Raw genomic sequence first — 25,133 nt, forward strand, 5'->3', positions numbered from 1 at the left:
AACATTCAGACCCCTGCTGCTTATATTGCGTCTATTTCAACTTCTTTCAGCCAGGACGCGCATGCTTCAATATCTTTTGAAAATACGCGGTCTTTTGTAATGGAAGGCACCACTTTCCTTGCTTCTTCATAAAAACGTTTTGTTTTATCAGCCATTTTATCAGAACCGCGGTATTCCGCTGCCTGCAGGGCGCAAATCAGTTCAATTGCAAGCACTTTATTGACATTCTGGATAATCTGATAAGCATGTCTTGATCCGATGGTTCCCATGCTCACATGATCTTCCTGATTACCGGATGAAGGGATCGAATCCACACTTGCCGGATGGGCAAGTGTCTTATTTTCTGAAACAAGTGATGCTGCAACATATTGGAGAATCATCGCACCTGACTGGAGTCCAGGCTCCGGGCTTAAAAATGGCGGCAAATCGCTCAGCTGAGGGTTAACAAGTCTCTCAATCCGGCGCTCTGAAATATTGGCCAATTCCGCGACCGCAATTTTCATGAAGTCCATTGCAAGTGCGATTGGCTGCCCATGAAAGTTTCCGCCGGATATGACGCTTTCCCCATTTTCAAAAATAAGCGGATTATCCGTAGCTGCATTCATTTCAATTTCAAGCTTTTCTTTTACATAATCAAGAGCCTGCCAGGATGCCCCATGCACCTGCGGGATGCAGCGGATGGAATAGGCGTCCTGCACCCGGATTTCTCCCTGTCTTGTGATCAGGCTGCTGCCTGACAGATATTCCCTTACTCTTCTTGCTGTATCCACCTGCTGCTGATAGCCTCTTGCCTGATGTATATTTTCATCAAACGCATCAATAATGCCGTTTAAGCCCTCCATTGTAACTGCAGCGATCAATTCACTTTGATAAGCGATTTTTTCCGCTTCCAGATAACCAATGACTCCCATTGCCGTCATCGCTTGAGTGCCGTTAATCAGGGCAAGCCCTTCCTTCGCCTGTAAAGTTAATGGCTTTATTCCCTCCTGAACAAGCACTTCCAGCGCAGGCTTTCTTTCACCCTTGAAAAACACTTCACCTTCTCCCATTAGTACTAATGCCAAATGGGAAAGAGGCGCCAAATCGCCGCTCGCTCCAAGAGAACCCTGCTGCGGGATGACGGGATGGATTTGTTTATTCACAAGAGCTAAAAGAGTTTCTATCACGACAGGCCGGACTCCTGAGAACCCTTTCAATAAAGCATTGGCTCTTAATAGGAGCATAGCTCTCGAGACAGGCTCAGGGAATGGTTTCCCTACACCGCATGCATGAGAGCGGATTAAATTCAGCTGAAGATCCTCTACATCTCCCTGATCAATTCGTACATCGCTGAATTTGCCAAATCCGGTGTTAATGCCGTAAATGACTTTTTCTTCACTTACAATTCTCTTAACGGCTTCACGGCTGTTTTTTACACGCTGCATGCTTTCTTCTGATGCTGCAGCCATTACTCCTTCAAAAAGCACTCTTTTGACTTCAGACAAAGTAAGGGTATTTCCATTTAAAGTAACCACGTTGCTCTCCTCCCCGCGAGTTAAAGTCATCATCGATTCTGTCAATTTTTCCATTTCAAATCCTCCCCGGTACGTTAGCGAGATAAAGAAAAGGCTGTATCTCAAACACAGGTTTGAAATACAGCCTTTTTAAAAAGATTATTTGCAGTATCCGTTTTTAGATGCCTCATCTTTATCACAGCCTATTTTTAATATATTTTCTGAATATAATTAATTCTATGTGCCATATGAGAAGATGTCAATTAATTTTTACCATTTTTTAACAAGTTAGATTGTTAGAATGGTAACACAGTAAAGCGTTTTTATTATAGCCATATAAAAAGCCGGCATTTCTGCCAGCCTGGTTTCATTCAATGTCTTGTCTTTTCAATGCTTGCTTTAACGTACCGTAAGTATGAATGCCTGTGAAGTCCAGGCCAAGCTGAATGGAAGTCTGGGCAACTTCAGGGCTGATGCCGGAGATGGTGGATTTTACCCCCAGGAGCTTTAAAGCTGTCGTTAATGAGAATATTTGATGGGCAACCATCGTGTCGATGATGGCCACACCTGATAAATCAATGAATAGATGTTCAACATCTTCTTTTGCACATTTTTTCGGAATTTCCTCCAGCAGGATTCGTGCACGTTCGGTGTCAATATTGCCGATAAGCGGCAGTACTGCTGTATGGTCTTTTACAGGAATGACCGGAGTTCCAAGTTCATTGATCAGACTTTGCTGGGCAACAAGCCGATTGGTCGTCAGTTCATAATATTTCTCTGAAAATTTATTGATGAGCTTATCAAAAGCCTTGTTAATGATCGTGCTCCATTTCAATACATCATCTGTTTTGACTTCGGACTGGTTTTCGTTAATGAACTTTTCCACAAAACACCAATAGGTTTCCCGCACATTGCTTAAAGCTTCAAGCACTTGAAATATGGGCGTATTAGAATCCACTCTGCTCTCCGCTACTGTAATGGCCCATTCCTCCATATTCTCGTTAAATGTGTCCTCATCAAGCAGAGCTGCTGAAACGGTGCGGTTGGTAAACGTATTTTGTTCTCTCAGGAGCTTCTCATAAGCGGGGTCTGCATCTGCAGAATAAATGGAGCCTTTTTGTTTATCCCTTAAAGACAGCCACATGTCTGTGATATTTTTTGAATTCTCCTGAATGTAATCATAAAGATGCTGATTTTTTGCATTCATTCATTTCACCTTGTCTCTTTCTATTTGTAAACAAACTGGTAAGTCCATTGTAGAATGAATTGTGACTAATGAAAAGCAATACAACTTAGGCAGTAATTTACTTCTCTGCCCAGCAAAAAATTTATCCGATTACAAATATGGATGATTTTCAGCTATACTTAGTTTGGACAGAAATGGCTGAATGTAATTTGAAAGGAGTAATTATGAAATCACTTGTTCTTGCTGAAAAGCCCAGTGTTGCCCGTGAACTTGCACGGGTTCTGGGATGCCGGCAATCTCATAAAAGCTATATGGAAGGCGATAAATATATCGTGACATGGGCTCTTGGCCATCTAATCGAGTTAAAGATGCCTGAGCATTATGACAGCAAATATAAAAACTGGAATCTGGAGGATCTGCCGATTATTCCTGATCAAATGGGCCTGAAGGTGATGAAGCAGACCAGCCACCAGTATAAAGCCATTGAGAACCTGGCAAAACGGATGGATATTAAGGAAATTATCATTGCTACTGATGCAGGCCGCGAAGGGGAGCTTGTCGCACGCTGGATATTGGAAAAAATCCGCTGGCGCAAAAAAATCAAACGCTTATGGATTTCTTCTGTAACGGACCGCGCCATCCGGGACGGTTTTCAAAACCTTAAGCCAGGAAAACAATTTGAAGATTTGTATGAATCCGCCGTCTGCCGGGCAGAGGCCGATTGGCTCATCGGCTTGAATGTCACAAGGGCCCTGACGACTAAATACAAGGATCCCCTATCCGCCGGCCGGGTGCAGACGCCGACACTGGCTCTCGTGATGGAAAGGGAGCAATTGATTCAAAAATTTGTTCCAAAAGAGTACTGGACGATTCGCGCTCAAATTGGCCCCCTGCAGGCTGACTGGGAGAAAAATGGTGAAAGGCGCCTCTTTTCTAAAGAAGCAGCTGATGGAGTCCTTTCTAAAGTGAAGGGCCAAAAAGCGGTTATCCAGTCCATTAACCGGAAGGAAAGAACAGAGCCGCAGCCGCTTCCTTATGATTTGACGGAGCTGCAGCGTGACGCCAATAAGCGTTACGGCTTTTCCGCCAAGAAAACGTCTAATGTGCTGCAGAAACTTTATGAGCAGCATAAGCTTGTCACCTATCCGCGGACAGACTCGCGCTATTTGACAAAAGATATGGAAGCAACCATGATGGATCGCCTTCATGGCATTGCAGCTTCCTATAAGGACGAAGTGAAGCCAATCCTTGCAAATCAGGGCAAGGTCCTGGCAAAGCGAGTCTTTAATAATGAAAAAGTAACCGACCATCATGCAATTATTCCGACTGAAGAACGTGTACACCTCGGTGATTTGTCGGCTGATGAGCGGAAGCTGTACGAATTGATTCTGCGCAGATTTCTGGCCATCTTCCATAACCCTTATAAGTATGAAACCATCCATGCTGCTATTGATGTTAACGGTGAAACATTCACAGCCAGGGAAACAGCAGTTATCGACCTGGGTTATCGCAAGGTTGAAGGCAGCAGTGATGAAGAAGCAGGAAAACAGAGCCTGAAGAACATCTCAAAAGGACAGAGTTTTACGGTACAAACGGCTGAATTGTCTGCCAAGCTTACTGAACCTCCTCTTCGCTATTCCGAAGCTGACATTTTGACCCAGATGGAAAAATATAGCTTAGGAACACCTGCGACTAGAGCGGAAATCATTGAACGGCTCCTTGATACGGAAGCGATCGAAAGGCAAAATGGACGCCTGTTTCCGACTAAAAAGGGCAAACAGCTGATGGACCTGGTAAATGAAGATCTGAAATCACCGGAACTGACTGCTAAATGGGAACAGGAGCTGGAGAAAATCGCACGCGGAAAAGCAGACCCCAAAGAGTTTCTGCAGAATATCCGCAAGCAGACACGGACATTGGTTTCTGAAATTAAAAAGAGCGACAAATCGTATCGTGCCCACAATCTCACTGGGTCAAAATGTCCAGAATGCGATTCCTTCCTAAAAGAAAGGAATACCAAGGACGGAAAAATACTTGTCTGCTCCAATCTTGATTGTAATTTCCGGAAACGCAAGGATCCAAAGCTTTCAAACCGCCGCTGCCCTCAGTGCCGCAAAAAGATGGAAATCCACCAGGGCAAGGCAGGCGCCTACTTCCAGTGCAGGCCATGCAATGTGGTGGAAAAAGCACAGGACAAAAAGAAAGCCGTCAACAAACGGGAAGAGCGAAAACTTGTTCAGAAATACACCCAGAAGGAAGATTCCTTTGGAACAAGCCTTGGCGATTTGCTGAAGGCTGCCATGGAAGATAAGGATTAATAGATAGCCCTGGCTGATGTCAGGGCTATTTCTGTATGATCTGGCATACACAGCTTGTCCTCTCCATAGCATGTACTAATACTGAAAGGAGAGTGAAAAGATGTTAACCAGAGTGGCAGACCGTTTCTCCAAGCTTGTGGAAAGGTATCTCCCGGACGCCTTTGTCATCGCGGTATTAATGACTCTGTTTGTGTTTATTGCCGGTTTTTTCATGAAGCCTTCCGAGCCTGTTGAGCTGTTTAAATCCTTCGGTGACGGATTATGGGTGTATCTAGCTTTTACCATGCAGATGGTGCTCCTCTTAATGACAGGCATGGCGCTTGCATCTGTTCCTTCTGTACAGCTGATACTTGAAAAGCTGTCCTCAAAAGCAAAGACAGCCAACCAGGCTTACGTGCTGACTTTTCTCGTTTCATCTGCTGCTTATTATATTAACTGGGGCCTTGCTGTTGTCGTTGGCGCCATTATTGCCCGTGAAGTTGGAAAAAGAAATCAGAACGCACACTTTCCTCTATTAGTGGCTGCAGCCTATGCACCAACTGCTCTTTATACTGCCGGTTTATCGAGTTCAATTGGTTTGACTGTTGCGACCAGGGGCCATTTTCTGGAGGAAGTGGCTGGCGTCATCCCAACTTCGGAGACCATTTTCCATCCTGGAACAATTGCTATTTTAATTGCTCTTGTTATTACGATGCCGATTTTCATTGTGCTGATGGCACCCAAAAAAGGCATTATCTCATACGTTCCCCCTAAGGCACCCAAGCAGGAATCTGAACAGGAAGTTTTAATAACACCCGCCGGAAAGCTTGAAAGAACACCCTTTCTCGGCATCATTACCGGATTAATCGGGATAATCTATGTCATATTTGAGTTTGTAAACGGGCGTGACCTTGACTTGAATATTATCAATATTGCCTTTCTATCGTTAGGCCTCATCCTTCATAAATCGCTCGTACAATACGCCAATGCTTTTAAAGAAGCGGGTTCTGCCATTTCTCCTATCATTCTGCAATTCCCGTTTTACGCCGGCATAATCGCCGTTCTCGGCAGCTCCGGGTTAGCAGAGTCTATCATTAATGGGATGGCATCCATAGCAAGTAAAGACACCTTTGATATATTCACCTACTGGGCTGCCGGACTCGTCAATATTCTTGCTCCTTCAGGCGGCGGGCAGTGGGCATTGCAAGGGCCGCTTCAAGTGCCTGCAGGTCTGCAGCTGGGGGTGGATCCCGCCATTACTGCTATGGCTGTAGGCTGGGGGGATGCCTGGACCAACCTGATCCAGCCTTTCTGGGCCCTTCCTATACTGAGTGTGGTTGGCCTTCATATTCGTCATATAATGGGCTACTGTGCATTGCTGGCCATATGGGTGGGCATTGTTACGACCGTTTTGATGTTTTTTGTATATTGATTAAGAAAAGCCAAGCCTGATCAAGGTTTGGCTTTTTTGGAAAAAGTCTTCTTGTGTTTCATCCAATTTTGGTAGTATGATAGCGTTATTCTGAGATTGAAGTTGGGGAAACAGCATGAAAATAAAAGATTGGGATAAGAATTTAAAAGTAAGGTTATTTGGGGAAGCGCTTATGAACATTACATTCTGGATGTTCTTCCCGTTTTTAACGATTTATTTCGCGGATGAATTCGGAAAAGACAAGGCTGGTTTATTGCTCATTTTTTCTCAGGTATTCTCCGTGCTTGCCAACTTAATGGGAGGTTATACTGCTGACCGTTTTGGACGCAAAAAAATGATGGTTCTCTCTGCATGCGGACAGGGACTTTCATTTATCATTTTTGGATTTGCCAGTTCACCCTGGCTGGATTCACCTGTGCTTGGTTTTATCTGCTTTGCTTTTGTGGGAATCTTCGGTTCATTTTATTGGCCCGCAAGCCAGGCAATGGTTGCCGATGTGGTGGAGGAAAAGGACAGAAGCCAGGTTTTTGCTATTTTTTACACTTCCATTAATATTGCGGTTGTGGTGGGTCCCATTCTAGGAGCCATTTTCTATGTCCATTACCGTTTTCAGCTTCTTATGGCCGCCGGCATTATCTGTATTCTGTTATCTTTCATCCTTTTACGGTGGACAAGGGAAACATTGCCAATACAAGTACATGCAGAAAGCGGAACTAGTAAATGGCATGCCGCTTTATTAAAGCAAACGAAAGATTATGGCATTATCTTCAGAGACAAAACCTTTCTCCTTTTTATCATAGCAGGTGTTCTGGCTGCACAGACCTTTATGCAGCTTGATCTTTTAATACCTGTCTATACAAATGAAGCAGTTCATAATCAGGCGCTTTTTAAATGGAATGACTGGTCCTTTTCTGTTCATGGAGAACAGGCTTTTGGCATTCTGCTGTCTGAGAACGGCTTCCTCGTAGCCTTATTTACCGTAGCCGTAACGAAAATGATGTTAAAGTACAGGGAAAGAAATGTCTTTATCTTATCATCTCTTACTTATGCAGCAGCCATCATCATGTTTGGGCAAACGCAATGGATTTGGGGATTAATTCTGGCTATGGCCGTTTTCACTATGGGTGAATTAATGACAGCTGGCCTTCAGCAGAGCTATGTATCCAAAATTGCTCCAGATCATATGCGGGGTCAGTACTTTGCAGCTGCCTCCCTTCGATTTACAATCGGGAAAACCATTGCACCTATTTCCATTCCGCTTACAGTCTGGATCGGATATGACTGGACATTCTTTATACTGGCGCTGCTGGCTGTTGTAAGTGCGTTTTTGTATTGGCTGATGTTTGCTTTGCCTGAAAATAATGCATTCCATGCCAAAAAGGAATCTGTATAAGATTCCTTTTTAATTTTGTCTCCGTCCATAGATGGAGATCCAAGGTTCTGGAGGACGATTTTCAGTTCAATAGGTTTCTTTTTGCGAACAGAACAGCTACAATGAAAATGAAGATTCTGACAAAGGAGAATACATAATGAGTCAATTTCAAACGAATTTAGAGAAATACGCAGAGCTTGCCGTAAAGGTCGGCGTAAATGTACAAAAAGGACAGACGCTTGTTATTAACACAACCCTTGATGCAGCTGACCTCGTTCGTACAATTGTTAAAAAGGCCTATGAAGCAGGAGCTCATAACGTAGTTGTGAACTGGAGCGATGATGCGGTCACACGCACAAAGTACGATTTGGCACCGGATGAGTCCTTCTCCGAATACCCGGAATGGCGGGCAAAGGAAGTCGAAGATTTAGCTGAGAAGGGTGCGGCATTCATGTCAATCGTTTCAGCAAGCCCTGATTTGCTGAAAGGCGTGAAATCAGAGCGAATCTCAAGCTTCCAGAAAGCTGCCGGAAAGGCGCTTGCAAAATACCGCAAATTCATCCAGTCCGATAAAGTAAGCTGGACAGTCATTGCAGCCCCATCTCAGGCCTGGGCAAACATGGTATTCCCTGACGCACCGGAAGAATCCCGTGTGGAAATGCTTTGGGAAGCTATTTTTAAAGCGACTCGCGCTGATTTGGATAGCCCGGTTGAAGCCTGGAAAAAGCATGATGAAACACTTCATGAAAAAGTGGATTATTTGAACAGCAGGCGATATCAGAAGCTTCATTATAAAGCTCCAGGTACGGACCTGACGATTGAGCTTCCAAAAGGCCACTTATGGGTCGGAGCAGGCAGCGTTAATGAACAGGGACATGAATTCATGGCTAACATGCCGACTGAAGAAGTATTTACAGTACCTTACAAGACAGGTGTTAACGGCACGGTTTCCAGCACAAAGCCTTTAAGCTATGGCGGAAATATCATCGATAATTTCAGCCTGACCTTTGAAAACGGGCGCATTGTCGATGTGAAAGCGGAAGAAGGCGAAGAGATTCTTAAGCAGCTTGTTGAGACAGATGAAGGATCCCACTATCTTGGTGAAGTGGCCCTGGTTCCTTTCAACTCGCCAATTTCACAATCCAATCTGCTTTTCTATAATACTTTATTTGATGAAAATGCTTCAAACCACCTTGCCATTGGCAGTGCGTATGCATTCTGCATTGAAGGCGGCAAGAAAATGTCCAGTGAAGAACTGGCTGAAAACGGCTTGAACGAAAGCTTAACACATGTTGACTTCATGATTGGTTCCGCTGAAATGGATATCGACGGAATCAATGAAGACGGCAGCGCTGAACCTGTATTCAGGAAAGGTGATTGGGCATTTTAAAGCGGAAGCGCCTTGTTTACCCCCGACAAGCACAAGACGAGCCTCCCGGAAAGGCGTCCTTTGCCTTTTGGGTGGCTTGACTTGTGACCTCGAGGGGGTAGGCGCTGGAGCTAGACGGTTCTCGAAGTTCAAAGTTTAATGCTTTCTTATTTTACAAAAAAATCATGCGGTCATTGTGCCGCATGATTTTTTGTTTTCATTAATACTACTTCACTAACATTTCCTTCTAAATCAGAAATGATTTCGATGGAATATTTATCTGCCAGGTAGGTGGAAATAGTTTCTCCTGACAGCATCTTTTCCAATACCTGCGCAGGGGTGCCAAACATAGCAGTAATCTCTTCAATTGAAGTTCTCACCCGCTGTCCAGGAATAGAAATAGCCGTTACATTGCCGGTTTCCCGTTCAAAATAATAGGTGATTTCAGGATACATGACAAAAGTGCTGCCATTTTCAAACCCTTCCTTAATAAAATTTGGATCTGATTTCTTAATTTCAGATATGTTTGTGCCAATCGGATATGGGCTTCCGAGCGGAATTCCCTGTTTTGCTTTTTCAATGGCATCCACGCTGAGTGCCAGGTTTTTAAAAGGATAGTACAGGGCTTCCTCTTTTAACCACAAATTCATCCAGTCGATCTCAGAATGATCTTCTTTGTTCAGCTCTATTCGGTCATGCAGGCTCATCGTTAGGGTTTCGTCATTAAATTGCCATGTTGAAATAACCCATCTATCATTCTTATTTTGGGCAGTTTGAAGATACTTCTGATTAATATTTTTTATTTTCGCTTTGGAGGAAGTGATCACTTCTTTTTCTGTACTGATTTTCAGCACTTCTCCATCGTTAATAGCCAGAAGCTGGGCCTTAACTGCATTTTCCCCCTTTGGCTGAAAGATCGAGACAATGGTTTTGTTCCTCATTATTTGAGTGTAAACCTGCTCCTTCGATGGATTAAATGACATTTCAGCACTGTTATTCAAGACCTCTTGTCTGTAAGCCTCTTTCGAACCTTTTTCAGCCAGGTAAACTGAATAATGTCCTGTAAAATAAGAATCGCCTTTCTTCCCTTTCGAACTGTCCTCTTCCAGAATGGTTCTTCTTTGGTCTGCCGCATAAAGGTAGACTGAATATTTCTTTTTCCCATCTGTAGCGTCCACCTGGAATAGTGACTTGCCTTCAAGCCATACAGTATCTTTTTTCTCTTTTCCGTCCTCTTTTACAGCTAATGTATTTTGCTCAGCTTCCACTTTATCTTCTTTTTTAAATTTTATTTCTTCTGTATTTAAAGATGCGTTTATTTCACTTGAGCAGCCTGCTATAACGGATGATAGCATGGCAATCATAATCATATTTATAAAATTTTTCATTATATTCTCCCTAATGTTATAAAAACATTTCCATTTAAAGTCAAATGTTACAATTACGTTTCAACTAATTAAGTGTAACAAATAGGGATCGTTTCTACAAACCTATCAATATGCTCATTTTTTTACAAAAACAAGGGTTTCCTCCCGTATCCTTTATATATGACTCTTCTCCTGCTTCAATCAAACGTTTGATTGAAGCGCTCCGTTCCCTATTTATCAGCCTTTTGCCGTTACATACAAGAGGCTCCGGAATAGTCTCCGGAGCCTCTTGCTTAAATTTCTGCAGATTCTGATGCTGATTTTTCCGTAAATAGACTTACTGCTACATAAGCCGCCAGTGACAAAGCAATAGGCAATACGACTGTATTCATGCCTAATGCATTTGGATAAAAAGTATGGAATAAAATATAGGTGGCCGTTCCGGTTATCATCGAGGCCACTGCACCATATCTATTTCCATTAGCCCAATAAAGGCCCAGCACAACAGGCCATATGAAGGCGGCTTCCAGTCCCCCAAAAGAAAAGAGATTCAGCCAGATCAGCAAATCGGGCGGACTGAGAGCCATGATGCAAACCAGAATGCCAAGCAGAGCAGTAACCGCAAAACTCAGTTTTTTGATGGCAGCTTCTTTGGCATCAGGCTTAATGTAATTAATATAGACATCTTTCACAATCGCCGAGCTGACCAGAAGGAGCAGGGAATCCACTGTTGACATGATGGCAGCCATCGGTGCTGCCAGTACAATCCCCGCGAGCCATGGAGGAAGCACTTCCATCGCAATCATCGGCATGACTTTATCCCCCACTTCAATCCCTGGAAGAATTGGCCGGGCAAATACGCCAATTAAATGCATGCCAAGCATGATAAAGCCGACTACTATTGTTCCGATGATAATGGCCCTATGCATGGCTCTGGCATTTTTATAGGACATGGCCCTCACGGCTACCTGCGGAAGTCCCACAACTCCCACTCCCACCAAAATCCAGAATGAGGACACATATAAAGGAGTCAACCCGCCATCAAAGCCAAATGGTGTAATCAGATTCGGGTTTTCTGAAGACAGGTCACTGATAATATTCGGAATTCCCCCGCCTGCCACAATAACAGCAATCAGAAGGATCATAGTGCCGATGAACATGATTCCCCCTTGGACGGCATCAGTTACGGCAACAGCACGGAAGCCGCCGATCACCACGTAGACCATAACGGAAGCTGCAAAAATGAATAAAGCAGATAAATAGCTTAATCCTGTCAGTGACTCAATTAATCTTGCTCCGCCAACCCATTGGGCAGCCATGGCAGAAAACAGGAAAATAATGATGCTGAGAGAGGAAAGCCAGACGACCCATCTGCTGTTATATCTTTCTTTTAGAAAATCGATGAGCGTCACAGCATTATATTTTCTTGCTGTAATGGCAAACTTTTTCCCCAGAACCATGAGAACGAAATAACCTGTGACAACCTGTGACATCGCAAGCAGCACCCAGCCAAGCCCCTGTGTGTATGCAACGCCCGGCCCACCAATGAAACTGCTGGCACTTCCGTAGGTTGCAATCATGGTCATAGCCAGAATAAATCCGCCCAGCTGCCTTCCTCCAAGAAAGTAATCCTGCAGGAACGAGCTTCCGGTATCAATCTTTCTGCTGGACCATAAGCCGACGAGAAAAATAATGATTAAGAAGATGAAAAGAGGAGCAATAACCTGCCAGTTCATTCGGATTCTCTCCCCTCTTCATTTTCTTCAAAGGGAACTTCTTTAAACAGAAACTTAACAGCTGCTGTTACCAGAATCACCATTACAGCAAACCCTGCCACACAGCTCCAGAAAAACCAGGCAGGCAGCCCCATTATGTATGTATACTCATCTGCGGGCCTTGATCCCATCCCGTAGGCAAACCCATACCACCATACAAAATTGAAGAGTACCAGACCAATGCCAATCCATGCTTCTCTCTCTGCGATTTTGAAGCGCGGATCTTTTTTATGTATGCCTTTCTTCATTTTGTCCCCCTTCAGAGCTTTTTTATAGTAACGCTCACAAAAATACAGAATATTCCCTAAATATAATCCCACTTATGTATTTTTTCTGCAACAAAAAAAGCAGATTGCTCTGCCTTTTTTGATATTATTTTAAAATTGCACTTTAAGCAAGCTGTGGTCTTAACGATTATCAATTGTCTCCGGGTAAAGGTCATGGTTCATCAAACGGTAATCCGCCATTTTTTCATATTTCGTCCCAGGCTTTCCGTAGTTGCAATACGGATCGATGGAGATTCCTCCACGTGGCGTAAATTTGCCCCAAACCTCAATATAGCGGGGATCCATTAATTCAATAAGATCATTCATAATGATGTTCATGCAGTCCTCATGGAAATCGCCATGATTTCTAAAGCTGAAAAGATACAGCTTTAATGACTTGCTCTCTACCATTTTCTGATCCGGAATATAGCTGATATAGATGGTCGCAAAATCCGGCTGTCCCGTTTTAGGGCAAAGACTCGTAAACTCAGGGCAATTAAACTTTACAAAATAATCGCGGTTTGGATGCTTATTGTCAAAAGCCTCCAGAATCTCAGGCGAGTATTCAAAAAGATAGTTTGTACCCTGACTTCCCAATAGTGTAATATCCGTTAATTCCTCATCTTTTCTTCCTGACATCAAAAAAGCCTCCCTTTATATGATCCCGCTGATCCTAAGGAGAGGTCCAAAAAGTACAGCTTGAAAAAACAAAAACCATATCCTCTTATGGATATGGTTGATTATTGTATAATCAAAGCCATAGTTTTTTATAGAGGGTGAAGCTATGAACCTCTCCCGTTCGCACGGGAATATTCGAAATATAATTGTCATTGTTACTATAGAGAAAAAGCCTGTTTCTGTCAATAGGGGCTTCCTTATCTGGTTTTCATTTATTCTTCATAGTATAATTACGGTAATTTTTCAAAGAAAGGTGACATGTTATGTGGAATGAGTTTAAAAAATTCGCCCTAAAGGGAAATGTGCTTGATTTGGCTGTCGGGGTTGTTATCGGAGCTGCCTTCGGAAAGATTGTATCTTCTCTTGTAGATGATATCATCATGCCGCTTGTTGGATTGCTGATGGGCGGAGTAGACTTTAGCGATCTGATGATAAAGGTCGGCAGCGCGGAAGTCAAATACGGTTTATTCATACAAAATGTGGTTGATTTCTTCATCGTGGCATTCTCAATCTTCGTCTTTATCAGGATTATCAACAATCGTTTCAAAAAGAAAGAAGAAGCAAAGCCTGCACCAGCAGTGGATAAAAACGTTGAGCTTTTAACTGAAATAAGAGACCTTTTAAAAACAAAATAAAAAATGAAACTTAAACAATAGTTCTGACGTATATACATATACAAATGATTTTAGAGGAGAAATGAAAAAATGTATGTACAGCATACTGCAAATAACAGTTATTTGCCTTCTGTCTTACGGGCGTTTGCCTTATCATTGGGGATTGCTTTTATCGGAACGATGGCGGGTGTCTTCATCCCTCCAGCCCTATTTTTGCCGCTCATGATTCTTGAACTCGGAATGCTGCTTTTCGCTTTCCTCCTTCGCCGCAAAAAGGCTATTGGTTATCCATTCCTGTATGTATTTACATTTATTTCCGGTATGACGACTTATCCAATTGTTGCCCATTACCTGGCTGCCATTGGCCCGAACCCCGTACTGGTTGCACTTGCAGCGACAACGGTTGTATTCACAGGTTTGGCCGTTTACGCTACGACAACCAAGCGGGATTTATCTTTCCTTGGCGGCATGCTGATGGCAGCATTGCTTGCCCTTATTGCAATCTCGATTTTCAGCATCTTCTGGCCGTTAAGCTCTAATGCTATGCTGGCATTCTCCTTCATCGGAGTGCTTGTATTCAGCGGATATGTGCTATTCGACTTTAACCGCATGAAGCATTATGGAGTGTCACCGGAAGAAGTGCCTTTGATGGCTCTTAACCTATACCTTGATTTTATCAACCTGTTCATTAATATTCTTCGCATTTTTGGAATTTTGGGGAGCAGGGACTAAACAGGAGTGCGACCTCCTGTTTTTTTATGTGCAAGCCGCATTTCTTTATTCCTTTAAAAAGTTTAGGTATGATCAGAAGTAAAATCCGAGAGGCGGGATAATAATGAATTATATTTTAGAAACCCAAAATCCTGATAAAAATATTACTCTTGAACAGGCCATTAATGGCCAATACACAATGGCTGTTTTCGTCCGCCACCTTGGCTGACCGGTCTGCAGAGAATATCTTGCGCAGTTGCGCGAGCGCATAAGTGAATGGGAATCCAGAGGTTTTCAGGTCATTGTCGTAGCTCCTTCCAAAGGAACCTTCATCAATCAATTCCTTGAGCAATTCGGACCGTTCCCTTTCCCGATCCTTGGCGATCCTTCCCGGGAAGCTTATAGAGGAATGGGACATAAAACGATGCCAAAGTGGAAGCTTCTTTCAAAAGCAGCTTTTGGATTTATTACTGGCAAGGTAAAAAGGTTTTTCCCTGATAATGAAAAACAGAAGGAGTTTGTCATGAAATCCATGAAGACCCAGGATGTCTACATTCAGGGCGGGACATGGCTTTTCTCTCCGCAGGGAAAAATTTTATGGAAGCATATTGATGAATCACCTGAAGATCACGCAAAGATTAATGATGTTCTAAAGAAAATGGACGAAGTTAAAGCTTAAAAGGCAGTCAATTACCTGGCTGCCTTTCTTTTGTGATCTCCCATATTTCACGCAATACCGGCATCTCTTCCATTTGTTCCTCGGTTACAAGATCCCATTGAATGCCGCCTGGCTTTGAATATGGCGTATTGGTTCTGATCAGTTCCTTTTCGGTTGCAATCCAGTCGACGGTCAAATCATACGGGTCCCTCGGGATATCTGCCTCTGTAACCTGGACGCTGTTGACTGTTCCAATCACAGGGATTTCCGGATTTCCCAGCTCTCTGATGATGGCATATTCACGGTCAGCATAGCCCTCCCCTTTTCCGACACGCCGGCCATCCCGATGAAGGCCCACAGATCCGGCAAAAAACAAATCAATCCTCGGCAATTCTGTGAGAGGAACTTCTTTTCCATATGAGCGGATATGCTTAAGGCTCGCTGCTTTCCGCTCCTCCCCGGCGGGTACCCATTCGGGCTTTACCATAATAAATCCAGCTTTAAGCCTTGGAGTGGGCACCAGCAATGTCTTTCCATCTTTCAAAATTTGAGTGCGGATCGGCAGCTGCGGAGAATCAGGATTTACTTTAATTACCTTTGCCTCTTTATACTCAGGCATCTTAAAAATAAATGCAGCCGCTTTTTCAGCTCCTTTGAAATTGGGGATTCTATTTTTTAAAGGAAACGGAAAGCGGCCAAGCTTATTCTCCTCAAGATAATTCCATATGTACTCACGGATTTCTTTCTTCGTATTCATTGCGTTCACTTCCTTTCTTTCATTTTATCTATTAAAGAAAGAAACTCCAATTTTTTAAATAAAAAGGTTTTAAGACAAGTACACGGGGTAAACAAATAATGCAAGGCCAATAACAAAACAGAAGGGACTGGTTGACGATGAAAAGCGTAACAGCGACTTCAAGGTTCGTCATTGGCATTGCAAGAAACCAGGGAGGGTTTGCAGAGCGTTCGAAAGGCACTCTCGTCTATAACCGATATATTTAAAATCGGTTCGGCCCTATGCAAATCATAATCCTCAGGTTGTCCGTCATCGGACTTAAAAAAGGTGCAGACCAATCGGTTTGCATCTTTTTTAATGCCTCATATATCCCCTTCTCTCCCCTCTTCTTTTCTCCCTATCTCCCAAAAAAATTCCTGATCATTGTTTAGACATGTATGTTTTTCACCATAATGGCAAATAAAAGGAGGTTTCTAGGTAAATGTCTGAACATGAACAAAAACAAGAATCAACCATGTCCCGTAGGAGATTCATCCGCAATTCCGGGTTAGTTGCCGGCGGTTTGGTAGGAGGCGGCATTCTTGGCGGCTTAATTGGTGCCAACATGAATAAAGACGGTACAGCAACAGAAGAGAATGCCCATACAAACGGGCATAATCAGGTTGCCTACCAGCAGTCACCTTTATATTTCACAAACCCTGAAATATTCGGAATTCTGCAGGCTGCAGTTGAAAGAATTTATCCAAAGGATGAAAATGGCCCTGGTGCTAATGATTTGGATGTTCCTTTTTTTATCGACCATCAGCTTGCGGGCTCATGGGGAAACAATACAAGGGAATATATGCAGGGCCCATTCTTCCCAGGCTCAAACTTTCAGGGTTACCAATCCCCTTTAAAACGGCATGAAGTCTTTGATGTCGGCCTTGTCGCCCTGCAGACCTACAGCAATGATAAGTTCAAAAAGCCTTTCGCTGAACTTGAGGGTGAACAGCAGGATGAAATCCTTACGGCCTTTGAGGAAGATAAAGTAGAGCTTCGGGGTGTTACCTCAAGGACATTTTTTAATATTCTCCGGGCAGCAACTATTGAAGGCGTCTATGCAGATCCTGCCTATGCCGGAAACAAGAATATGGAAGGCTGGAAAATGAAAGACTTTCCTGGCCATCAAATGAGCTATATCAATCAAATAGAGTCTGAAAAATTTGTTGAAATTAAACCGAACAGTCTCCATTCATATACCAAATAGTACTATCTCTAAAGGAAGTGGTAAACATGGCTAAAACATTGCCAAAAACAGATGCAGTCGTTGTAGGAGTCGGATGGGCAGGCGGCATCATTGCGGCTGAACTTGGAAAACAGGGGTTAAAAGTAGTTGGTCTGGAGCGGGGAAAAGAGCGCGGAGTTAAGGACTACTATGTTGTCCATGATGAACTCCGATATGGAATCCGCTATGAATTAATGCAGGATCTTTCAAAAGAAACGATCACGTTCCGCAACCATGGGAAGGAACGATCTCTTCCTATGCGTCAGCTTGGCTCCTTTTTGCTTGGCGAGGGCTTAGGAGGATCCGGTGTTCACTGGAATGGGCATACCTTCCGCTTTTTGCCCTATGACTTTGAAATTAAATCACAGACGGTAAAAAAATATGGCGAAGCAAAAATTAAAGGTCTTCAAGTTCAGGACTGGGGTATTACATACGATGAATTGGAGCCCTATTTCTACGAATTTGAAAAAGCAGCAGGGATTAGCGGAGAAGAAGGCGAGTTAGGACCGAAGAGAGCAAATCCGTTCCCGAATCCCCCAATGAAGGAGACGCCCATTACGGCTAGATTTAAAGAAGCAGCGAAGTCATTGGGGATGAAACCTTACCATATGCCATCGGGCAATATGAGCCAGGCTTATGAAAACCAATATGGCGCCAAGCTGGCTCCTTGTCAGTACTGTGCGTTCTGTGAACGTTTTGGCTGTGAATATGGAGCCAAGGCAGATCCGACCGTGGCCGTCATTCCATTTGCGAAAGAAACTGGAAATGTAGATATCCGCAACTTTGCAAATGTAACAGAAATTATTCATGACGGCAAAAAAGCAACCGGTGTGCGCTATGTGGATGTGCAAACAAAGGAAGAATTCATCCAGCCGGCAGAAATGGTTATTCTGACAAGCTATGTCATGAATAACACCCGCCTGCTGCTGACATCCAAACTTGGACGCCCTTATAATCCTGACACAGGCAAAGGAGTTATTGGAAAGAATTATTGCTACCAAATCCTTCCTGGATCAGCGGGATTTTTTGATGAAGAGCAATTTAATACATTTATGGGTGCAGGTGCTCTTGGTGCAACTGTGGATGATTACAATGGAGACAATTTTGATCACTCCGATCTTAACTTCATCCATGGCGGTTCCATTTCGATCAACCAATCAGGATACCGACCAATCCAATATAATATGGTTCCGACTGATACACCGAAATGGGGCAGCAAGTTCAAGGAGAACTCCATTAAATATTTCACCAGAGCCTTGAGCATTGGAACACAGGGGGCTTCCATGCCTGTGCAGCACAACTATATGGACCTGGACCCTTCATATAAAGATGCTTACGGGCTCCCTCTGCTTCGCCTGACATATGATTTCACGGAACAGGATAAGAATCTTTATAACTATATTGGAAAAATCACAGACAACATCATGAAGGAAATGGGACCGGCAAAAATTAACGACAGGCAGCAGCTGGAGCACTATGACATCGTCCCTTATCAGACAACACACAATACCGGCGGCGTGATCATGGGGGCTGAGCCCGAATCTTCAGCTGTAAATAACTATCTGCAGATGTGGGATGCAGAAAATGTATTTGTCATTGGCGCATCCGCTTTCCCTCACAACGGAGGGTATAATCCGACAGGAACAGTTGGGGCACTCGCCTACCGTGCTGCCGAAGGAATCATCAAATACAGCAAAGAAGGCGGCCTTCTGGCATAAAGGATACCTTTTAAATCTGACAAAAAGGAGTGAACATCATGGGGCTTTCAAATATAGGAATTCCCGGATTGATTATTATCCTTGTTATTACCTTAATTATCTTTGGTCCAAAAAAGCTTCCTGAGATCGGGTCTGCCTTTGGAAGGACCTTATCAGAATTCAAGAAATCAGCCAGAGACATTATGAGCGACGACGATGAACCCGATTCAAAAACTCGCTCTATTGAAACGGCTGATCGGAAGGATAAACCGCTTTAATAGGAGGGTTTAGATTGAAAACGGAAGAACAAACCCTTGTAGAGCATTTAACGGATCTTAGAAAAGTGCTGATTCGATCACTGCTTTTCTTTATAGCCAGCTTTGCCCTATGTCTGATTTTTATCAACAGACTGATACCCATGCTCGCGAATGATCATGAGCTTGTCATGCTTGGACCGCTGGATGTCATTAAGCTGTATACGGGAATTGCAGGAAGCATAAGCCTTGGACTTGCGCTTCCTTTTATCTCCTATCAGATTTGGCTATTTGTAAAGCCGGCATTAACGGAAAAAGAAAGCAGAGTATCCTTAATGTTTTTTCCGGCCATTCTCTTCAGCTTTATCGGCGGTCTTTGCTTCGGCTTTTTTATTATATTCCCTGCTATTTATCAGTTTCTAATGCTATTGGGTGAATCACATTTTGCGATGATGATCACTGCCAGGGAGTATTTTTCTTTTCTGCTGATGTCGACCATTCCTTTTGGTTTTCTGTTTGAAGTGCCTTTGCTGTTATTGTTTCTGACAACGATCGGCATTGTCACCCCAGTCATGCTCAGCTCGATGCGAAAATACGCTTATTTGATCATGGCTGTCGTATCAGCTCTTATTACACCGCCTGATTTATTCTCACAGATTCTTGTCCTTGTGCCCCTTATCGGGCTATATGAAATTGGCGTTATTTTGTCAAAAGTAAAATTCAAGAAATTGAAAGCAGTTCAGGAATCTCCGTCCAGCGAGATTTAAACAAGTTTAGGTTTGCCCCCAAAGGGATATTTAATAAGAAAACGTTCCTTTGGGAGGTCTATAAAAATGAATGAACAGGATCATGTAATCAAACAAGATGGTGAATTGGATGCAAAAAATATCAAGAGCGCAATGGCCAAGATGTCGAATGAAAGAGCGGAAGATATTTTAAGCAGCTTCGAGGAGTTTAAAAGCTATCTGGCTGAAAGAATCGAGCTTGGCAAAAAGCTGGGCTTAAATGAGGAACAGCTTGCGGTAACAGCGGAAAAAGTGGCAGGCTACCTGGCTGAAAATGTGGAACCAAAAAACCGTGAAGAACAGCTCCTGAAAGAATTATGGAAAGCTGGCAATGATGAAGAAAAGCATAAGCTGGCCCATATGCTTGTACGCCTGACAGAACAGGCCTAATAACAAAGCCGGAATTGTTGTGTATGCAATTCCGGCTTTGTTACTTTTTTAAATCTCTGTAAAGATTTATAAACTGGTTTGGCGCTGACTTTACTTGAAAAGAGAATAGTCCCCGATTGGTATGAAGATAAAGGAAACCAATTTCGCAATTGGAAGATCTGTATGACATATCCCAAACTTCATCAATCAGAAATTTATCCGTTGGCGAAAGGATGTGATCTTCAAATAAATGAAGATAGAGTTCCTTTTCAATGTATTGCTGCTGATTCCAGTCGATTTTACGGGTGACTGTTATAAAAGGATGGGAAGCAAGGATCCGCACATGAACCTCCATATTTAAAGATTTGCTTCCATTGAAACATATTGCAGATCAGGATTCAAATGCAGGCACCTTACCCTAAGTATTCATCCCGTAAAATTGCATAATAAGTCAGGTCTACCGGCCTGCCATCTTTCATCGCATGCTGGCGCAAAATTCCTTCATGCTTCATTCCTGCTTTCTCCATAATCCTCCATGATCCGGGATTGTCCGTAAAAGCAAGGGCATAAATGCGGTTATGATTCAGCTCTTCGAAACCATATTTAATAACTGTCCTGGCTGCCTCTGTACCATATCCTTTTCCCCAGAAAGGCTTGCCGATCCAATAGCCGATTTCTGCTCTTCTGTTTGCATTAGTGCCTGTAATATTGATGAGGCCTATTAAGCTATTATCCTCTTTTTTTGTAATGGCGAAAATCGCAATTTTACCGTTTCTCTCTGCTTCGAGGATGCTCGAAATAAACTCCTTTGCTCCACCTTCAGGATAAGGATGGGGAATATTTAGTGTTGTTTTGGCTACATCATAATCGCTTGCATATTCTTCAACCTTAGGTGCATCGTCCAGGATAAGGCTGCGAAGAATTAGGCGGTTTGCTTCAAGAGTTTTCATTTCTCGGACCTCCTTTTTAACCTTTAAAAGCAGTTGTTCCTGCTTTCGCTAACTTCTCCATAAAAATAAATATGGTTTCTTCTCTATCCAGCTTTTCTTTCTTATATCCCGCGTAACCGAGCTTTTCATAGAAACAAATATTTTTTTCGCTTTCACTGCCGGTAAATAGTTCAAATCGTTCCACATTAAACTGACGTTCGATTTCATTCATTAGTGCTTTTCCAATTCCTTTATTCTGAAAGTCTGGATGCACCATTAATTTTCCTATATAGCATGTTCTATCTTTTTGATATGCTCTAACAGAGCCAACTAGCTCTCCATCTTCTATGTATTTTAAAATTAGATAATCTTCAAAAGCCTTTTCAACATCACTTACGGTTTGCTTTAATGGCTCTATATTAAAATCCCCATAAAGTTCTGCTTCACTTCTATATGCCAGCTTTTGTATGGATAATATTTTCGCTGCGTCGCCAATTTTGGCTTCAATAATCTTTCCCATTATTTGTCCCCCTATAATAAAACGAAATTTTTTTAAAAAACCGCACCACTTGGTGATGCGCTCTTGACTTACTCCACAGTCACAGCCAGCTCCCTGATTAATAGAGATGGCGAACCAATGTAGCCTGTGGCCATGAATCCCATCGAAAATTCCAGGTCTGAACCGATGGCTTCAATATTATTCAATAGCTCATAGAAGTTTCCGGCAATCGTCATTTGGTTTACTGCATTTTGCACTTTTCCGTCTTTAACATAATAGCCGTTGGCCGCAATGGAGAAGTCACCTGATACGGTATTGGCACCGGAATGGAGGCCGGATAATTCGGTTATGATTATGCCCTCCGGCAGCGAAGATACCAGCTCATTATAGCTTTGATCAGATGGAATGACATGAAGGTTCGTTGGAGCTACCGTTAGAGCGCTCTTATAAGAAGCTTTGTAGGCATTGCCTGTCGATTCCACTCCATCTTTTTGAGCTGTTTTGCGGTTATGCATCAGGGTAACAAGCCTGCCGTCTTTCACAATATCTTTTCTGGCAGTGGCGACCCCTTCGCTGTCGAAATTAGAGCTGAGCAGACCTGCTTCTAAAAATGGATCATCTACTATATTCAATGACGCTGCTGCAATGACTTCACCTGTTTTGCCCTTTAAAGCCGATTGCCCTTTTTGTGTATTTTCCGCTGAGAAGATAGGGATGTATGTCTGAAGCAGAGCGCTGGCAGCATCATTTCTCAATAATACAGGGTATTTCTTGCTTTCAGCACTTCTGGCATTAAGCTGAGATAATGCTTCTTCTACGGCATGGCTGGCAATTTCCTCGGGATTCAAGATGGAAAAGTCTCTCGTAAACTTGGAGTATTCACCGTTCTTCACTAGATCTCCCTGCTTAACGATAACTGATATATAAATGCCGGCATGATTGGTCTTTTCACTGAGATTCAGACCTTTGCTGTTGAGGAGAACCCTTTCTGTTTCACCGCTGCTCAGCATGAAATAATCAGTCCCGGTTACCCGCTCATCAAATGCATAGATTTGCCTTTCTATTTCCTTAAGCAAATTTATTTTTTCAGCGATCGTAACTTCAGCAAGACTGCTTGAATAGTAGCTTCCTGCCTCATACTTTTCGCTGCCGGCAAAGATTTCTTCCTGTACTTCATCTTCAATGAATTGAGAGTTTTCCTTCGCATTCTCGACTAGAAAAGACAGGGATTCCTCATCCAGTTTCTCGGTAAAAGCATAGCCCATCCTGCCTTCGTAAAGGCCTCGGAAGGAGGTTCCGAACACTTCGGAAGTGTCGTAGGAATCGATTTCTCCTTTGTACAGCTCGCAGGCGAACTTTTCCTCTCTCTCATAATAAAGCTCCATATCTGTAAAACCATGCTGCCCGCCAAGCTGAAATAGCTTTTCCTTAAATTCCTGCAGGTTCATATTATTCGCCCCCCTTTGTGCCGCCAACAGTCATTTCACTAACGCGAATCATCGGCTGGCCAACATTGACAGGAATGCTTCCGCTTTGTGAACCGCACATGCCTGCACCGTGGTCCAGGTTATTCCCCACCATATCAACCAGCTGAAGAGTTTTCGGGCCATTTCCTATTAATGTAGCACCTTTTAACGGCTTGCCGATTTTTCCGTCTTTTACAAGATACGCCTCCATGACAGCGAAATTGTAATCGCCAGTTGTGGTATTAACTTGACCGCCGCCCATGTATTTTGTATAAATTCCATACTCTGTATTTGAAATGATTTCTTCCGGAGTGGATTTGCCGTTTGCAATGTACGTATTGGTCATCCTTGAAGTCGGTGCAAAGCGGTAGGACTGCCGCCTTCCTGATCCTGTTGACTCCATGCCCATTCTGCGGCCGCCGAATTTATCAATCAAGTAACCTTTTAAAATCCCATTTTCAATCAGCACATTTTTACGGGCTTTTTCGCCTTCATCATCTATCGTAATCGATCCCCACTCATTGGCAAGCGTGCCGTCATCAATGTATGTAACGACATCTGAAGCCACTTTTTCGCCGATCCGGTTTGCAAAAACGGAGTTTTCCTTTGCCACAGATGTCGCCTCCAGGCCATGTCCGCATGCTTCATGGAAAATAACTCCGCCGAATTCATTATCGATAATAACAGGCAATTTTCCGCTCGGGCATGGCTCTGCCCCAAGCATTGTAACCGCGATGCGGGAAGCTTCATTGGCATAATGCTCAAGATTCAGATTTTCCATGAATTCAAAGCCTTTATGGGCTCCAGGTCCATAGAATCCTGGCTGCATTTGATTTCCTTCCGCAGCAATCGACTGAATGGCAAGGCGGCTTCGCACCCGGCGGTCTTCAACAAATTTCCCATCCGAGTTGGCAATCAGCACATTCTGTTCTTCATCCAAATACCTGACCGTAACCTGCTGGATGCTATTATGATAGTTTTTCGCAATTTCGTAAGCCTTTTTCATCACATCTACTTTGCGAAGCTTCTCCACTTCACGCGGATTAAGAGATATAGGATGAGCTGCCGGAATGATTTCTTTTTGCAGCTGTGCGGGCTGAATGATTTTTTCTCCTTTAATCGCCTGGGCAGCATTGCCCGCAGCTTTCAATAAACCTTCCTTTGAACCATCCGTTGTGTAAGCATAAACACTCTGCAGCCCTTTAAACACACGAATGCCTATCCCGTAATCCCTGCCCGATAAGCTGCTCTCAATTTTACCGGCCTGCAATGCGAGGTTATTGGTAAAACGATCTTCAACAAACACTTCAGCAAAATCCCCGCCAGTGGCCAGGGCTACTGTAATAACATCATGAATGACTGATTGTGAAAGCATAAAGACCCTCCCTATTTCCAACTTTTCAAACTATTCTAATCATATCGCACTGATCTTTATTTTAGTATGATTTTTTCCTTTTTTGACCAATAAGGAGGATGATTATGCCTCGGTCTGGAGACTTAAATAGGGGATTTGCTTGTACGTGAGCTGGACTATTTGCAGGTTTGCTCATCTATTTGTCATTTCGGTTGTTCTATTTGCAAGGTTGCTCGTCTATTTGCAGGTTGGTGGACTCTATTTGCATTCTACCTATCTATTGGCAAGTTTGGCTGGGCTATTTGCAGGTATAGGAGCACTATTTGCATGCACCTATATATTTGCGAATTCCACTGGTCTATTTGCAAGTCCCCCTCATCTATTTGCAAATTTGCCTGGGCTATTTGCAGTCCCACTTATCTATTTGCAAATTTGCCTGGTCTATTTGCAGTCCCACTCATCTATTTGCAAATTTGCCTGGTCTATTTGCAAGTCCCCCTCATCTATTTGCAAATTTGCCTGGTCTATTTGCAAGTCCCCCTCATCTATTTGCAAATTTGCC

At 43.2% G+C, this 25,133-nt stretch carries 23 protein-coding genes and 1 pseudogene; 12 read left to right on the forward strand and 12 right to left on the reverse strand.

Going from position 1 to position 25,133, the window contains the following annotated elements:
* Nucleotides 1-20: 20 nt before the first annotated feature.
* Nucleotides 21-1,514, reverse strand: coding sequence for a histidine ammonia-lyase (hutH, locus tag ACEQ1T_RS11060; protein WP_370222947.1), 1,494 nt, complete (start codon nucleotides 1,512-1,514; stop codon nucleotides 21-23).
* 346 nt (nucleotides 1,515-1,860) lie between these two features.
* Nucleotides 1,861-2,700 carry an STAS domain-containing protein gene (locus tag ACEQ1T_RS11065; RefSeq protein WP_370222926.1) on the reverse strand — a complete coding sequence of 280 codons (840 nt, stop codon included), beginning with the start codon at nucleotides 2,698-2,700 and terminating at the stop codon, nucleotides 1,861-1,863.
* Nucleotides 2,701-2,903: 203 nt separating this feature from the next.
* Between ACEQ1T_RS11065 and ACEQ1T_RS11070 the strand changes: the two genes are divergently transcribed.
* From ACEQ1T_RS11070 to ACEQ1T_RS11085, 4 genes are all read left to right on the forward strand, one after another.
* Nucleotides 2,904-4,997 (forward strand): DNA topoisomerase III, encoded by a 2,094-nt coding sequence (locus tag ACEQ1T_RS11070; RefSeq protein WP_370222928.1) that lies wholly within the window; start codon nucleotides 2,904-2,906, stop codon nucleotides 4,995-4,997.
* 100 nt (nucleotides 4,998-5,097) lie between these two features.
* Nucleotides 5,098-6,408, forward strand: a complete 1,311-nt coding sequence (locus ACEQ1T_RS11075; RefSeq protein ID WP_370222930.1) for a short-chain fatty acid transporter — start codon at nucleotides 5,098-5,100, stop codon at nucleotides 6,406-6,408.
* Between the two features lie 115 nt (nucleotides 6,409-6,523).
* Nucleotides 6,524-7,801 (forward strand): MDR family MFS transporter, encoded by a 1,278-nt coding sequence (locus ACEQ1T_RS11080; protein WP_370222932.1) that lies wholly within the window; start codon nucleotides 6,524-6,526, stop codon nucleotides 7,799-7,801.
* A 136-nt stretch (nucleotides 7,802-7,937) separates the two neighbouring features.
* Nucleotides 7,938-9,170, forward strand: a complete 1,233-nt coding sequence (locus tag ACEQ1T_RS11085; RefSeq protein WP_370222934.1) for an aminopeptidase — start codon at nucleotides 7,938-7,940, stop codon at nucleotides 9,168-9,170.
* A 170-nt stretch (nucleotides 9,171-9,340) separates the two neighbouring features.
* Here ACEQ1T_RS11085 and ACEQ1T_RS11090 read toward each other — a convergent pair whose 3' ends face one another.
* The 4 genes from ACEQ1T_RS11090 to queF all read right to left on the reverse strand — a co-directional run bounded on the left by ACEQ1T_RS11090 (nucleotide 9,341) and on the right by queF (nucleotide 13,196).
* Nucleotides 9,341-10,537 carry a hypothetical protein gene (locus ACEQ1T_RS11090; RefSeq protein WP_370222935.1) on the reverse strand — a complete coding sequence of 399 codons (1,197 nt, stop codon included), beginning with the start codon at nucleotides 10,535-10,537 and terminating at the stop codon, nucleotides 9,341-9,343.
* Between the two features lie 272 nt (nucleotides 10,538-10,809).
* Nucleotides 10,810-12,252 carry a sodium/pantothenate symporter gene (gene panF / locus ACEQ1T_RS11095; protein ID WP_370222936.1) on the reverse strand — a complete coding sequence of 481 codons (1,443 nt, stop codon included), beginning with the start codon at nucleotides 12,250-12,252 and terminating at the stop codon, nucleotides 10,810-10,812.
* Nucleotides 12,249-12,539, reverse strand: coding sequence for a YhdT family protein (locus ACEQ1T_RS11100; protein ID WP_206842126.1), 291 nt, complete (start codon nucleotides 12,537-12,539; stop codon nucleotides 12,249-12,251). The genes panF and ACEQ1T_RS11100 overlap by 4 nt, the downstream gene beginning before the upstream one ends.
* A gap of 159 nt (nucleotides 12,540-12,698) precedes the next feature.
* Entirely contained in the window at nucleotides 12,699-13,196 is a 498-nt protein-coding gene (gene queF / locus ACEQ1T_RS11105; RefSeq protein WP_370222937.1) for a preQ(1) synthase, read from the reverse strand.
* A 302-nt stretch (nucleotides 13,197-13,498) separates the two neighbouring features.
* On the opposite strand from queF, the gene mscL reads away from it, so the two are divergent.
* The 3 genes and pseudogenes from mscL to ACEQ1T_RS11120 form a co-directional block, all read left to right on the forward strand.
* The gene (gene mscL, locus ACEQ1T_RS11110) at nucleotides 13,499-13,870 is read left to right on the forward strand and encodes a large conductance mechanosensitive channel protein MscL (RefSeq protein WP_370222939.1); all 372 of its coding nucleotides are present in this window, start codon (nucleotides 13,499-13,501) and stop codon (nucleotides 13,868-13,870) included.
* Between the two features lie 69 nt (nucleotides 13,871-13,939).
* Nucleotides 13,940-14,581 carry a Bax inhibitor-1/YccA family protein gene (locus ACEQ1T_RS11115; RefSeq protein WP_206842107.1) on the forward strand — a complete coding sequence of 214 codons (642 nt, stop codon included), beginning with the start codon at nucleotides 13,940-13,942 and terminating at the stop codon, nucleotides 14,579-14,581.
* Between the two features lie 220 nt (nucleotides 14,582-14,801).
* Nucleotides 14,802-15,239 (forward strand): annotated as a pseudogene (locus ACEQ1T_RS11120) (AhpC/TSA family protein); the annotation flags it as partial.
* 7 nt (nucleotides 15,240-15,246) lie between these two features.
* Here the strand turns inward: ACEQ1T_RS11120 and ACEQ1T_RS11125 are convergent.
* Complete coding sequence (locus ACEQ1T_RS11125) at nucleotides 15,247-15,975, reverse strand: 5-formyltetrahydrofolate cyclo-ligase (RefSeq protein ID WP_370222940.1); 729 nt, start codon at nucleotides 15,973-15,975, stop codon at nucleotides 15,247-15,249.
* Nucleotides 15,976-16,435: 460 nt separating this feature from the next.
* Here ACEQ1T_RS11125 and ACEQ1T_RS11130 point away from each other — a divergent pair, with 460 nt between their 5' ends.
* The 5 genes from ACEQ1T_RS11130 (at nucleotide 16,436) to ACEQ1T_RS11150 (ending at nucleotide 20,344) form a co-directional block, all read left to right on the forward strand.
* Complete coding sequence (locus ACEQ1T_RS11130; RefSeq protein ID WP_206842099.1) at nucleotides 16,436-17,200, forward strand: gluconate 2-dehydrogenase subunit 3 family protein; 765 nt, start codon at nucleotides 16,436-16,438, stop codon at nucleotides 17,198-17,200.
* A gap of 26 nt (nucleotides 17,201-17,226) precedes the next feature.
* Nucleotides 17,227-18,936: a GMC family oxidoreductase gene (locus ACEQ1T_RS11135; RefSeq protein ID WP_206842095.1), complete on the forward strand. Its 1,710-nt coding sequence runs from the start codon at nucleotides 17,227-17,229 to the stop codon at nucleotides 18,934-18,936.
* A 38-nt stretch (nucleotides 18,937-18,974) separates the two neighbouring features.
* Entirely contained in the window at nucleotides 18,975-19,193 is a 219-nt protein-coding gene (gene tatA / locus ACEQ1T_RS11140) for a twin-arginine translocase TatA/TatE family subunit (protein ID WP_095244370.1), read from the forward strand.
* Between the two features lie 14 nt (nucleotides 19,194-19,207).
* A complete protein-coding gene (tatC, locus tag ACEQ1T_RS11145; protein WP_370222941.1) occupies nucleotides 19,208-19,936 on the forward strand; it encodes a twin-arginine translocase subunit TatC in 729 nt (242 codons plus the stop codon).
* 66 nt (nucleotides 19,937-20,002) lie between these two features.
* Nucleotides 20,003-20,344 (forward strand): DUF3243 domain-containing protein, encoded by a 342-nt coding sequence (locus ACEQ1T_RS11150; RefSeq protein ID WP_370222943.1) that lies wholly within the window; start codon nucleotides 20,003-20,005, stop codon nucleotides 20,342-20,344.
* Nucleotides 20,345-20,384: 40 nt separating this feature from the next.
* Here the strand turns inward: ACEQ1T_RS11150 and ACEQ1T_RS11155 are convergent, their stop codons facing one another.
* The 5 genes from ACEQ1T_RS11155 to ACEQ1T_RS11175 all read right to left on the reverse strand — a co-directional run bounded on the left by ACEQ1T_RS11155 (nucleotide 20,385) and on the right by ACEQ1T_RS11175 (nucleotide 24,592).
* Nucleotides 20,385-20,666 carry a hypothetical protein gene (locus tag ACEQ1T_RS11155; protein WP_206842076.1) on the reverse strand — a complete coding sequence of 94 codons (282 nt, stop codon included), beginning with the start codon at nucleotides 20,664-20,666 and terminating at the stop codon, nucleotides 20,385-20,387.
* A gap of 70 nt (nucleotides 20,667-20,736) precedes the next feature.
* Nucleotides 20,737-21,273, reverse strand: a complete 537-nt coding sequence (locus tag ACEQ1T_RS11160) for a GNAT family N-acetyltransferase (protein ID WP_206842073.1) — start codon at nucleotides 21,271-21,273, stop codon at nucleotides 20,737-20,739.
* Nucleotides 21,274-21,289: 16 nt separating this feature from the next.
* Nucleotides 21,290-21,772: a GNAT family N-acetyltransferase gene (locus ACEQ1T_RS11165; protein ID WP_206842070.1), complete on the reverse strand. Its 483-nt coding sequence runs from the start codon at nucleotides 21,770-21,772 to the stop codon at nucleotides 21,290-21,292.
* 68 nt (nucleotides 21,773-21,840) lie between these two features.
* Nucleotides 21,841-23,199, reverse strand: coding sequence for a TldD/PmbA family protein (locus ACEQ1T_RS11170; RefSeq protein WP_370222944.1), 1,359 nt, complete (start codon nucleotides 23,197-23,199; stop codon nucleotides 21,841-21,843).
* Nucleotide 23,200: 1 nt separating this feature from the next.
* The gene (locus ACEQ1T_RS11175) at nucleotides 23,201-24,592 is read right to left on the reverse strand and encodes a TldD/PmbA family protein (RefSeq protein WP_370222945.1); all 1,392 of its coding nucleotides are present in this window, start codon (nucleotides 24,590-24,592) and stop codon (nucleotides 23,201-23,203) included.
* Nucleotides 24,593-25,133 lie beyond the last annotated feature (541 nt).

This window comes from Cytobacillus sp. (assembly GCF_964223445.1).
Lineage (GTDB): Bacteria > Bacillota > Bacilli > Bacillales > Cytobacillaceae > Cytobacillus.